This is a genomic window from Kitasatospora sp. MBT63 (genome assembly GCF_000710465.2).
In the GTDB taxonomy this organism is placed as follows: Bacteria; Actinomycetota; Actinomycetes; order Streptomycetales; family Streptomycetaceae; genus Kitasatospora.
In genome coordinates this window covers 1-11192 of sequence record NZ_JAIZ01000472.1, presented here as the reverse complement: position 1 = coordinate 11192, position 11192 = coordinate 1, and the positions used below count along the sequence as shown (strand labels likewise).

Sequence of the window (11192 nt, the reverse complement as noted above, 5' to 3'; positions counted from 1 at the left end):
ACCCCCGTCCCCTGCGCGGCGCCGAGGCACGGTCAGGTCCAGATCGAGTCCCTCGACACCCCGCCGCCTGCCCGCGCCACCCGCCCGGACATCCCCGTCGGCTTCGTCATCGTCCGCTCCTCTCACGATCCGCACCGACCGGACGACAGCCCGCCGGCGATCCGGCCGCCCTGTTCGGCGGCCTGGTCGAAGCTTCCTGCGGGCCACCAACGGATCACCAACGGAACACCGTTCGCCGCGACGGCGAGGCCGCCGCGGGGCCGGCCCACCGGCCCGCCCGGCCCCGGCGGCTGCCCGCCCCGTCCACCGCGAGAGCAGCGTCACGCCGTACCCGGGCCCGCCGGTCCGCGGGCCCCGGTAGGCTGCCTGCCAGCCCGTCCGACCTGCGAGGAGTCCCCCTTGGCCAGCGCTTCGACCAGCGCTTCCGTTCCGGTCCCGGCGATCACCGTGGTCGGGATCGGGGCCGACGGCTGGCCGGGCCTGGCCGAAGGGTCACGGCGGGCGCTCGAGGACGCCGAGGTGGTGATCGGCGGCCCGCGCCAACTCGACCTGCTGCCCGCCGGGATCACCGCCGAACGGCTCCCCTGGCCGTCGCCGCTGCGCCCCGCCGTCCCCGGGCTGCTGGCCGCCCACCGCGGCCGCCGCCTGGCCGTCCTCGCCAGCGGCGACCCGATGTTCTACGGCATCGGCCGCACCCTGGCCGAACTCGCCGGACCGGACGCGCTGCGGGTGCTGCCGCACCCCTCCTCCGTCAGCCACGCCTGCGCCCGCCTCGGCCTGCCCGTCGAGGACACCGACGTGGTCACCCTGGTCGGCCGCCCACTGGACTCGCTCACCGCCGCCCTCTACCCCGGCCGCACCGTCCTGGTGCTCAGCGCCGGGGCCCGGACCCCCGCCCAGGTCGCCGCGCTGCTCACCGAACGCGGCTACGGGCCGAGCCGGCTGCGCGTCCTGGAGCAGCTGGGCTCCCCCGCCGAACGGCAGCTGGAGGGCACCGCCGCGCACTGGCCGCACCCGCCCGGCGACCCCCTCAACGTCATCGCCGTCGACTGCACGGCCGAACCCGGCACGCTCCGCGCCCAGCTGGTGCCCGGGCGGCCGGACGCCGCGTACAAGAGCGACGGCCAGCTGACCAAGCGGCACGTCCGCGCGGCCACCCTCGCCTCGCTCGCCCCCGCGCCCGGCGAACTGCTCTGGGACATCGGCGGCGGCTCCGGCTCGATCGGCATCGAGTGGCTGCGCGCCCACCGCAGCTGCCGCGCCGTCAGCGTGGAACGCGACCCGGCACGGGCGGAACGGATCACCCGTAACGCCGCCGCCCTCGGCGTGCCCCGCCTCCAGGTGGTGACCGGGCCCGCGCCCGCCGCGCTGGCCGGCCTGCCCGCCCCGGACGCCGTGTTCATCGGCGGCGGCCTGACCGCACCCGGGCTGCTGGAGGCCTGCTGGGCCGCGCTCCCGGCGGGCGGACGGCTGGTCGCCAACACCGTGACTCTGGAGTCGGAGGCACTGCTCACCCAGTGGTACCGGCGGCACGGCGGTGAGCTGCTGCGGCTCGCGGTGGCACACGCGGTGCCGGTGGGCGGCTTCACCGGCTGGCGGCAGGCGATGCCGGTCACCCAGTGGTCGGTGGTCAAGCCGCCGGCCGGGGACGAGAACGCTTCGGAGCAGGGAGAGCAGCAGTGACCGTCTACTTCATCGGGGCCGGCCCCGGCGCCGCCGACCTGATCACCGTGCGCGGCCAGCGCACCCTGGCGGCCTGCGGGGTGTGCCTGTACGCGGGCAGCCTGGTGCCGCGCGAGCTGCTGGCCGAGTGCCCGCCGGACGCCCGGCTGGTCGACACCGCGCAGCTCAACCTGGACCAGATCGTCGCCGAGATGACCGCGGCCCACGGACGCGGCCAGGACGTGGCCCGGTTGCACTCCGGCGACCCCTCGGTGTTCAGCGCGGTGGCCGAGCAGATGCGCCGCCTGGACGCGGCCGGCATCCCGTACGAGGTGGTGCCCGGGGTACCCGCCTTCGCGGCCGCGGCGGCTGCGCTGAAGCGGGAGTTGACGGTCCCGACGGTCGGCCAGACCGTGATCCTCACCAGGGTCGCCCGGCAGGCCACCCCGATGCCCGAGGGCGAGGACCTGGCCACCCTCGGCCGCAGCGGCGCCCTGCTGGTGCTGCACCTGGCGACCCGGTACGTGGAGAGCGTGGTCGAGGAGCTGCTGCCGCACTACGGCGCCGACTGCCCGGCCGCCGTGGTGGCGATGGCCAGCCGCCCCGACGAGCTGGTGCTGCGCGGCACCCTCGGCGACATCGCCGGCCAGGTGAAGGAGGCCGGGGTGCTGCGGACCGCCGTCATCCTGGTCGGGCGCACGCTGGGCGCCGAGCAGTTCCGGGACAGCCACCTCTACTCGGCCGAGCGGGAACGTCCGCACGAGCCCTGCGCCTGATGCCCCGCCACCTCCTGATCCTCGGCGGGACCACCGAGGCCCGGCAGCTCGCGGCCGAGCTGGTGGCCGGGTCGGCGACCGAGTCGGCGGCCGGGTCAGCGGCCCGGGGGACAGCCGACCCGGGTCTGCGGGTGACGAGTTCGCTGGCGGGCCGGGTGGCGCAGCCGCGGCTGCCCGCCGGGGAGGTACGGATCGGCGGCTTCGGCGGCCCGGCCGGGCTGGCCGCCTGGCTGCGGGAGCACCGGGTGGACGCGGTGGTCGACGCCACCCACCCGTTCGCCGAAGGGATCAGCCGCAACGCGGCCGAGGCCGCCGCCCGGACCGGGGTGCCACTGCTGGCGCTGCGCCGGCCGGGCTTCGAACCGGTGGCCGGGGACCACTGGCACCCGGTCGGGTCACCGGCCGAGGCCGCCGACGCGCTGCCCGGGCTCGGGCGCCGGATCATGCTGACCACCGGCCGGCAGAGCCTGGCGGCCTTCGCCCATCTGACCGGTCTCTTCTTCCTGGCCCGCTCGGTGGACGCCCCCGAGCCGCCGCTGCCGCCGCACACCGAGATCCTGCTCGACCGCGGCCCGTTCACCCTGGACGGCGAACGGGCCGTCCTGCGCGCCCACCGGATCGACGTCCTGGTCACCAAGGACAGCGGTGGCGCCGCCACCGCGCCCAAGCTGACCGCAGCCCGTGAACTGGGCCTGCCCGTGGTGGTGGTCCGCCGCCCCGAGCCGCCGGCCGGCGTCCCGACGGTCGCGGACGTCCCGTCCGCCGTCGCCTGGCTCGCCGCCGACCGCTGAGCCCGGCCGGGCCGCTGGGCCGGGCCGGACCGCGAGCCGCCGCGGCGGCCACGCTGGTCCGCCGGGATCGGCCGCACAGGCCATAGCCTCTGGACCATGTCAGTCGGGGTGATCTGGGCGCTGGTCGCCGCACTCCTCGCCGGTCTGGCGACGGTGCTGGAGGCACTCGGCACCCGCCGGGCCGCCCGTGGGCGGGATGCGGCCGCCTCCGGCGCCGGGGCCGCGGCGCTGGTGGGCGCGGTCCGGCAGTGGCCGTTCCTCGCGGGTGTGGTGCTTGACGTGCTCAGCTTCGTCGCGGAACTGGTCGCCTTGGAGCGGCTCCCGCTGTACGTCGTCGAGGCGATGCTCTCCTCCGCGCTGGCCGTGACGGCCGTCGGCGCGGCAGCTCTCCTCCAGGTCCGGCTGCGGCGGATCGAGTGGACGGCGGTGCTCGCGGTCTGCGCCGGACTGGCCGTGCTCGCCGTCACCGCCGGGCGCGAGGGCAGCGGGAAGGGCGACCTGACGCTGCGGGTCGTCACGCTGGTGGCGACGGTCGGCCTGCTGGGCGCGGCCTGGGCGGCGAGCCGCCTCCCGGCGGGCTCCCGGGCCACCGTGCTCGGGCTGGTGGCCGGGCTGGAGTTCGGACTGGTGGGGGTCGCGGTGCGGGTGCTGCCCTCGCTCGACGTCGGGAGCCTGTTCACCGAGCCGTCGGCGTACGCGGTCGCGATCGGCGGGATCGGCGGGTTCGTGGCCCTGACGGCGGCCGTCGAGAAGGGCTCGGTGACCGCGGCGACGGCGGCCATGGTGATCACCGAGACCGTCGGGCCGGCCGCCGTCGGGGTGCTGGTGCTCGGGGACCGCACCCGGACGGGAGCCGTCCCGGCGGCGGTGGCGGGATTCGTGGTCGCCGTGGCGGGCGTGCTGATGCTGGCCCGCTTCGGCGACGCCGAACGGGTGTCCGCCGGGCCGGCATCAGACGTCGGACACCAAGAGCCGGATGTCGGATGACAGATAGCAGATTACAGATGACAGATTTCAATGTCTGTCATCCACTGAACGTCAGGCCAACTCCCCCGCCAGCCCCTCCAGCGCCGTCTCCAGTGCCAGCTCCGCCGGGACGGCCACGTCCGGAACGACACCGACGCCCTCCCAGTTGGTGCCGGTGACCGGGTTGATCGAACGGGAGGTCGGCACGGTCACGGTGACGTGCGGGGTGAGCGGGTACCACTCGGTGGGGTGTGCGCCGCCCCTGGTGGTCTCGCCGATCAGGGTGGCCCGCTGCTGCACCTTCAGGTTGTAGGCGAGCTCCTCGCCGCCGGAGAAGGTGCTCGCACTGGTCAGCACCCGCACCGGCCGGTCCAGGTAGCGCGGCGCCGGAAGGTGGCCGGAGGTCCAGAACTGCCGGGTGCGCCCGGAGGTCCGCTCGTAGACGTCGTTCAGGTGCACCTCGCCGTCGGCGAAGAAGTAGCTGCACCACAGGGCGACGCCCTCCGGCGAGCCGCCGCGGTTGTGGCGCAGGTCGATGACGAGCGCCTCGGTGCCGGCCACCAGCCGCATCGCGGCGGCGAACATCTCGGCGCCGTCGGCCGGGGTGGCGATCAGCCGCAGGTCCAGGTAGCCGATGTTGCCGTCCAGCCGCTCGACCCGGCGCACGCCCTGGTTCTCGGAGCGGCAGAGTGCCGAGAAGGCGGCGTCCGCGTCCTCGTCCTCCTCCAGCGGCTGCGGCTCCTCGCGCCACACCAGCCGGAGGTGTTTGTCGGGGCAGACCTGCTGCAGGTGGCCGGTGACGGCGGTGCACAGGTCGGGGACGGCGAGTCCCTCGTACTCGCCGGCGGCGAGGCGGCGGCGGATCTCGGCGTCGGCCTCGGCGGCGCGGTCGGGGAACACGTAGCCCGCGGTGATCCGGGTGAGCGCGTCCTCGAGTATGGCGTGATGGGTGGTCATGGAACCGGATGGTAGTGCGAGGACCCGGCCCCGGCGGTAGCCGTTTTCGGGGCCGGGTTCAGCAGGACGACCGGTCAGCCGGCCGCGACGGCCGCCGTCAGGCCGTTCACCCAGAGCGAGTTGACCCGGTTCTTCTCCGCGGAGTTCGGGTACGCGTTGGTGCACGAGGTGCCCGGGCCGCCACCGGACATCAGCTCGCTGCACGGGCCGGAATAGTGGTCCGGCAGGCCGAGCACGTGGCCGGTCTCGTGCGCGACCACGCGGACCGAGTAGTACTGCCGGTTCTGCGCGTAGTCGAGGAAGACGTACCCGCGGCCGTGGCCGTCGGTGCTGGCGTACGAGCCGCGCGAGTCGTTGCCCTCGTAGTAGCGGAAGTCGGCGTTGGAGCCGCTGCGCAGCTGCACGTTGCGCACCGAGCCGTTCCAGATCGAGGCGCTGCTGGCTATCTGGCTGCGGAAGGTCGGCGCGCTGCTGGCGTCGTAGGTCACGGTGACGGTCTGGAGGAAGGGGTTGGCGGCCTTCTTGGCCAGCGCCGACTTCATCACCGCCTGGTAGAACGCCTGGTTGTTGGCCGCCTCCTCGGCCGAGCCGGTGTACGAGGATGCGACGTAGCCCTGCTGGGGAGCCGTGTCGGAGGTCGCGGCGGTGGCGGGCGTGGCGGCCAGGCCGGCGGCGAGCGCGAGGCCGACGGCAGCGGTCAGCGACAGGACGGAACGCTTCATGTGGGGGAACTCCGTTCGCGAGTTCCACGGCGGTTGGGGGCGCCGCGGAGCACCGGTGAAGTGGTGATAGCAGAGAGCTTCGTTCAGCCCTGCGAGCCGACGCACGATGTCAGTCCGGTGATAACGCGCGGGAATATCCCCGCATGTCACGAGCTGTCACCGGGCGTCACCCGGGATTGCACTCCATGACATGGCCCTGGCAAAGAGTTGGCCATCTGGTTATGCTCCGGCTGTGGAGCTCGACGTGAGACACCTGCGCGTGCTGTGCGCCATCGCGGACACCGGCAGCGTGCGCAAGGCGGCACTGCAGCTCGGTATGACCCAACCCGCCCTCTCCACCCAGCTGCACCGCATCGAACGCACCATCGGCGGCGCCCTGTTCACCCGTCAGCAGACCGGCAGTCACCCCACGGCGCTCGGTCACTCGGTGCTCTCCCGGGCCCGGCCCATCATCGGCGAGATGGCCACCCTGGTCGCCGCCGCCCGCCAGGAGGCGGTCGGCGCCGAGCAGCTCAAGCTGCGGATCGGCAGCGTCGGCAGCCGCGCCGTACCGGCCTGGCTGCGCAAGGTCCACGACCGGTTACCCGACACCGACACCACCATCCACGTCGACATCTCCGCCATCGCCCTGCTGCGCATGATCGCCACCGAGCAGCTGGACACCGCCTTCGTGCACGAGAGCGAGGGCTTCCCGCTCAGGATCCCGGCCGGTACCGAACACCGCGTCCTGCTCGACCGCGAGCCGCAGTTCCTCGCGATGTCGGTCCGTCACCCGGCCGCCACCCAGCCTGTGGTACGGCTGGCCGACCTGGCCGAGGACACCTGGATGGTCGATCCGACGGCCGACCACGAGTACGCCGCCATGCGGCGGGCCTTCTCCGCCGCCGGGCTCGACCCCCGCGTCCTCCAGGTCCGCGACAACGCCACCGCCGCCGAACTGGTCGCCTCCGGCGAGGCCGTCCGCCCCTGCCAGCCCACCTCCGTCCCCGTCCCCGGCACCGTGGTCCGCCCCCTGCACGGCGACCCGCTCGGCGTCCGCCTCCTGCTCACCTGGCGTACCGACACCCTCACCACCCCCACCCTGGACGCCCTCTACACCGACCTGCGCACCGCCTACCTCGACCTCGCCCGGGCCAACCCCACCTACCTGGCCTGGCTGCTACGGCACAACCGCTCCCTCCCGCACCTGCTCGGCGCGGCGGGGAGCCCACCCGACCGGGGCCACCTGCCTGCACGGACGGGTGGCGCCGAACGGCTACGCACAAACAGCGATTGACGCTCCGTCAGATCTCGGCGAGCCTCGTTACCGGGGGTGCCGACGCGTGGTGCGCCCGTACCCGTCGACCGCAGAGATGAGCTGGTGCAGATGACGACTGCCGTCCCGCAGTGGCCCGGTGAGTGGCAGGCCGAGATCCCGTCCATCCGCAAGGACAACGGCGCCCTCGGGCCGTCGAACTCCCTGTTCAAGAAGGCCCTGACGATCCACCCGCCGTTGGCCGGCCTGGCCGACACCTTCGTGACCTGCCTGCTGGACCCGCACGACACGCCGCGCGACGCCAAGACCCTGCTGATCGGGATGAACGACGCGCTGGTCGACCCGGCGAAGATCGCCAATGTGCCGCCCGCGACGGCGCAGAACGGCGGCTTCCGGCTGCCGAGCGCCTTCCCGCTGCCGAGCTACACCGCCGCGCTGGAGTACATCGCCGCCAAGGCGCTCTGGGAGCACGGCCACACCGAGTTCCTGCCCTGGCCGTTCGACGACATCGCGCTCAAGCCCGACTTCGCGGTCCGCGGCAAGTGTCCGGCCAACCCGGGCGTGGACGCCGCGGAGTTCTACGACCTGTGCACCGAGGTCGCCGACACCCTCAAGGTCGGTGGCACCAAGACCACCACGGACCTGGTGAACAGCCTCTACGCCGGCGTCACCGGCAAGCTGGCCGCCTACCCCACCAAGCAGGTCGCGGTCTTCCTGGACGCCTGCGACAACCCGTGCCTCTACAACGGCGCGGCGCTCAACTTCAACCGTGCCGCGCTCTGCAGCAGCCTCACCGCCAAGATCGTGCAGGACCTCAACCCCGAGCTCAAGCCGCGCCTGGTCTCGGTGTTCGTACTCTTCCCGGACTGGCACCTGGAGCAGCTGCACGCCGCCGACTGGCACTGAGCCCCCGGCCGCGCCCGCGACCCGGGCCCGCAACCCAGACCCGCAACCCGACCCGCGCCCGCCCGCCCGCGCGCCCCGGGTTGCGGGCGCGGCCCGGTAGCCCCTAGACCGGTGGCATGACTCTGGACTGGAAACTGGTCATCGACACCGCCGACGCCCCCGCGCTCGCGGACTTCTGGGCCGCCGCCCTCGGGTACCGGGTCGAGGACCCGAGCGCGCTGATCGAACGCCTGCTGGCCGCCGGGCAGCTGCCCGAGGACGCGGTCACCGAGCACAACGGCCACCGGATCTTCCGCGGCTACGCCGCGATCCGCCACCCCGACGACCCGTACGACGAGGTGAGCGGCATCGGCAGGGGCCGCCGGCTGCTGTTCCAGGACGTGCCCGAGCCCAAGACCGTCAAGAACCGGCTGCACATCGACATCCACGGCGAGCGCGGCCGGCTCGACGAGCTGGTGACCCGGCTGGAGGCGCTGGGCGCGACCCGGGTCCGCGAGCACGACCAGGGGCCGGCCGGACACTGGTGGATCATGCAGGACCCCGAGGGCAACGAGTTCTGCGCCGCCTGAGACGGACCGCACCGGACCGCGCGGAGCCCCGGGTCACCGATCGCAGGATCGGCGGCCCGGGGCTCCGGCACGGCTGCGCCCGGCCGGTCGGGCCGGTCAGGCCGGTCGGGCCGGTCGGGCCGGTCAGGCCGGTCAGGCCGGCGGGTAGCGGCGCGGGGTCCAGACCACCTCGGTGCCGTTGTCGCGCGCGACGGCCCGGGTCTGCGAGGAGCCGATCAGCAGGAGGGTCCGCATGTCGACCTCCGCCGGGTCGAGGTCCGCCAGCCGCACCGTCCGCACCCGCTCGGTCGGACCGCCCACGTCACGGGCCAGCACCACCGGGGTGTCCGGCGCGCGGTGCTCCAGCAGCAGGTCACGGGCCAGGCCGACCTGCGTCGTACGGCTCTTCGAACCCGGGTTGTACAGGGCGAGCACCAGGTCGGCGGCGGCTGCCGCGGCCAGCCGCCGGGCGACCACTTCCCAGGGCTTGAGCCGGTCGGAGAGCGACACCACCGCGTAGTCGTGGCCGAGCGGCGCGCCCGCCCGGGAGGCGGCGGCGTGCGCTGCCGTCATCCCGGGGACGATCCGCACCGGCACCGAGCGGTACGGCTCGGCGCACGCGGCCTCCAGGACGGCGGTGGCCATCGCGAACACCCCCGGATCGCCGGAGGAGACCACGGCCACCGTCCGGCCGCGCCGCGCCAGGTCGAGCGCGAACTCGGCCCGCTCGGCCTCCACCTTGTTGTCGGAGCCGTGCCGCTGCTGGCCGGGCCGCACCGGCACCCGGTCCAGGTACGTGGTGTAGCCGACCAGGTCGGTGGCGCCCGCCAGCACACCGCGCGCCTCGGGGGTGAGCCAGAGCGGCCCGGCCGGTCCGGTGCCGACCACCACCACCTCGCCCTGGCCGGCGGGCCGTTCGGCCGCCGCCCGGTCGATCCGGCTGGGCAGCACGGCGACCGAGAAGTACGGCACCGACTCCGGGTCCACCTCGGCCAGCGGCCCGGTGCGCTCACCGGGCATGGTGGCCCGCTCGACGTACTGCGCGTCGTCGAGCCGCCCGGCCCGCTCCAGGGCCCGGCGCACCGCCGGGAAGGTGCGGCCGAGCTTCATCACCACGGCGGAGTCGGCGGCGGCCAGCCGGGCCGTCAGCTCCTCCTCGGGCAGGGTGCCCGGGATGATCGTCAGCGTCTCCTCGGCCTCCACCAGCGGCCGGCCCAGCCGGGCCGCGGCGGCGCTCACCGAGGTCACGCCGGGCACCACCTCGGTCGGGTAGCGGTCGGCGAGGCGCTTGTGCATGTGCTGGTACGAGCCGTAGAACAGCGGATCGCCCTCGGCGAGCACCACCACGTCGCGGCCGGCGTCCAGGTGGGCGGCCAGCCGGGCGGCGGCCTGCTCGTAGAACTCGTCCAGCGCACCGCGGTAGCCGCCGGGGTGGTCGGTGCTCTCCACGGTCAGCGGGTAGACCAGCTTCTCCTCGATCTGCCCGGCCGTCAGGTAGGGCTCGGCGATCGAGCGGGCGATCGAGCGGCCGTGCCGGGCGCTGTGGTACGCCACCACGTCGGCCTTGCCGATCAGCGCGGCGGCCTTGACGGTGACCAGCTCCGGGTCGCCGGGGCCGAGCCCGACACCGTACAGGCGGCCTGTCTGACGCTCCGTCATTCCACTTCGCTCGCAATCGCGTTGATGGCGGCGGCGGCCATCGCGCTGCCGCCGCGACGGCCGCGCACCACCAGGTGCTCCAGGCCCACCGGGTGCTCGGCCAGGGCCTGCTTGGACTCGGCGGCGCCGATGAAACCGACCGGGACACCGATCACCGCGGCCGGCCGCGGGGCACCGGCGGCCACCATCTCCAGCAGCCGGAACAGCGACGTCGGCGCGTTGCCGACGGCGACCACCGCGCCCTCCAGGTGCGGCAGCCACAGCTCCATCGCGGCGGCGCTGCGGGTGTTGCCCAGCTTCGCGGCCAGCTCCGGCACCGCGGGGTCGGCCAGTGTGCAGATCACCTCGTTGCCGGCCGGCAGCCGCTTGCGGGTGACCCCGCTGGCCACCATGTTCACGTCGCACAGGATCGGCGCCCCGGCGCGCAGCGCCTCGCGGGCGCGGGCCACCACGCCCGGCGAGTACACCAGGTCCTCGACCAGGTCGGTCATGCCGCAGGCGTGGATCATCCGCACCGCGACCTGGGCCACGTCGGCGGGCAGGCCGGCCAGGTCGGCCTCGGCCCGGATGGTGGCAAAGGACTGCCGGTAGATCTCGGCGCCGTCCTTCTCGTACTCGATCACGTCATCCTCCGGGCCTCGGCGACCGCCTCGGCCATCTCTTGCGTCGTCACTTCCACCGAGGCCTCGCCCCGGGTCACCCGGTAGCCCTGCCCCGTGGCGAGCACGTCCACCCAGGTTCCGCCCGGGTGTCCGCAGCGCCGCCCGCAGCCGGACCAGTGCACCGGCACCCCCGGCTGCTCCGCCGCGTCCAGGGCCGCCGCCGCGTCGGCGCGCACGTCGGCCAGCGACTTCGCGCAGCCGGGCGTTCCGGTGCACGCGCTGGCCCGCTCCCAGGGCGAGCCCGGTTCGGTGCGCAGTCCGGCCGCGGCCAGCCGGGGCAGCCAGCCG

11 protein-coding genes and 1 pseudogene are annotated in these 11192 nt (G+C 74.4%); 7 read left to right on the top strand and 5 right to left on the bottom strand.

Translation table 11 applies throughout. The features are described 5' to 3' along the window. Positions 1-399 precede the first annotated feature (399 nt). The 4 genes from AA75_RS25780 (at position 400) to AA75_RS25765 (ending at position 4216) form a co-directional block, all read left to right on the top strand. A complete protein-coding gene (locus AA75_RS25780) occupies positions 400-1683 on the top strand; it encodes a bifunctional cobalt-precorrin-7 (C(5))-methyltransferase/cobalt-precorrin-6B (C(15))-methyltransferase (RefSeq protein WP_033822638.1) in 1284 nt (427 codons plus the stop codon). Then, a complete protein-coding gene (gene cobM, locus AA75_RS25775) occupies positions 1680-2438 on the top strand; it encodes a precorrin-4 C(11)-methyltransferase (RefSeq protein ID WP_033822637.1) in 759 nt (252 codons plus the stop codon). Before AA75_RS25780 ends, cobM begins: the two co-directional genes overlap by 4 nt. Next, positions 2438-3229, top strand: coding sequence for a cobalt-precorrin-6A reductase (locus AA75_RS25770; RefSeq protein WP_033822636.1), 792 nt, complete (start codon positions 2438-2440; stop codon positions 3227-3229). The genes cobM and AA75_RS25770 overlap by 1 nt, the downstream gene beginning before the upstream one ends. A gap of 96 nt (positions 3230-3325) precedes the next feature. Next, positions 3326-4216, top strand: a complete 891-nt coding sequence (locus tag AA75_RS25765; protein ID WP_033822635.1) for a hypothetical protein — start codon at positions 3326-3328, stop codon at positions 4214-4216. Positions 4217-4267: 51 nt separating this feature from the next. Here the strand turns inward: AA75_RS25765 and AA75_RS25760 are convergent, their stop codons facing one another. Both AA75_RS25760 and snpA read right to left on the bottom strand, forming a co-directional pair. Next, entirely contained in the window at positions 4268-5152 is an 885-nt protein-coding gene (locus tag AA75_RS25760; protein ID WP_033822634.1) for a S41 family peptidase, read from the bottom strand. 74 nt (positions 5153-5226) lie between these two features. Further along, positions 5227-5874, bottom strand: a complete 648-nt coding sequence (snpA, locus tag AA75_RS25755) for a snapalysin (RefSeq protein ID WP_199520413.1) — start codon at positions 5872-5874, stop codon at positions 5227-5229. 232 nt (positions 5875-6106) lie between these two features. Here snpA and AA75_RS25750 point away from each other — a divergent pair, with 232 nt between their 5' ends. The 3 genes from AA75_RS25750 (at position 6107) to AA75_RS25740 (ending at position 8604) form a co-directional block, all read left to right on the top strand. After that, complete coding sequence (locus AA75_RS25750; RefSeq protein WP_233289193.1) at positions 6107-7150, top strand: LysR family transcriptional regulator; 1044 nt, start codon at positions 6107-6109, stop codon at positions 7148-7150. A gap of 90 nt (positions 7151-7240) precedes the next feature. Then, positions 7241-8035: a hypothetical protein gene (locus tag AA75_RS25745; RefSeq protein ID WP_033822633.1), complete on the top strand. Its 795-nt coding sequence runs from the start codon at positions 7241-7243 to the stop codon at positions 8033-8035. Between the two features lie 116 nt (positions 8036-8151). Next, positions 8152-8604: a VOC family protein gene (locus tag AA75_RS25740; RefSeq protein WP_033822632.1), complete on the top strand. Its 453-nt coding sequence runs from the start codon at positions 8152-8154 to the stop codon at positions 8602-8604. A 132-nt stretch (positions 8605-8736) separates the two neighbouring features. Here the strand turns inward: AA75_RS25740 and AA75_RS25735 are convergent, their stop codons facing one another. The 3 genes and pseudogenes from AA75_RS25735 to AA75_RS25725 form a co-directional block, all read right to left on the bottom strand. Next, positions 8737-10242 carry a precorrin-2 C(20)-methyltransferase gene (locus tag AA75_RS25735; RefSeq protein ID WP_033822631.1) on the bottom strand — a complete coding sequence of 502 codons (1506 nt, stop codon included), beginning with the start codon at positions 10240-10242 and terminating at the stop codon, positions 8737-8739. Next, on the bottom strand, positions 10239-10865 hold the full coding sequence (locus AA75_RS25730; RefSeq protein ID WP_033822630.1) for a precorrin-8X methylmutase: 627 nt from the start codon (positions 10863-10865) through the stop codon (positions 10239-10241). The genes AA75_RS25735 and AA75_RS25730 overlap by 4 nt, the downstream gene beginning before the upstream one ends. Further along, positions 10862-11192, bottom strand: a pseudogene (locus AA75_RS25725) (cobalamin biosynthesis protein CobG); the annotation flags it as partial. The gene AA75_RS25730 and the pseudogene AA75_RS25725, both read right to left, overlap by 4 nt.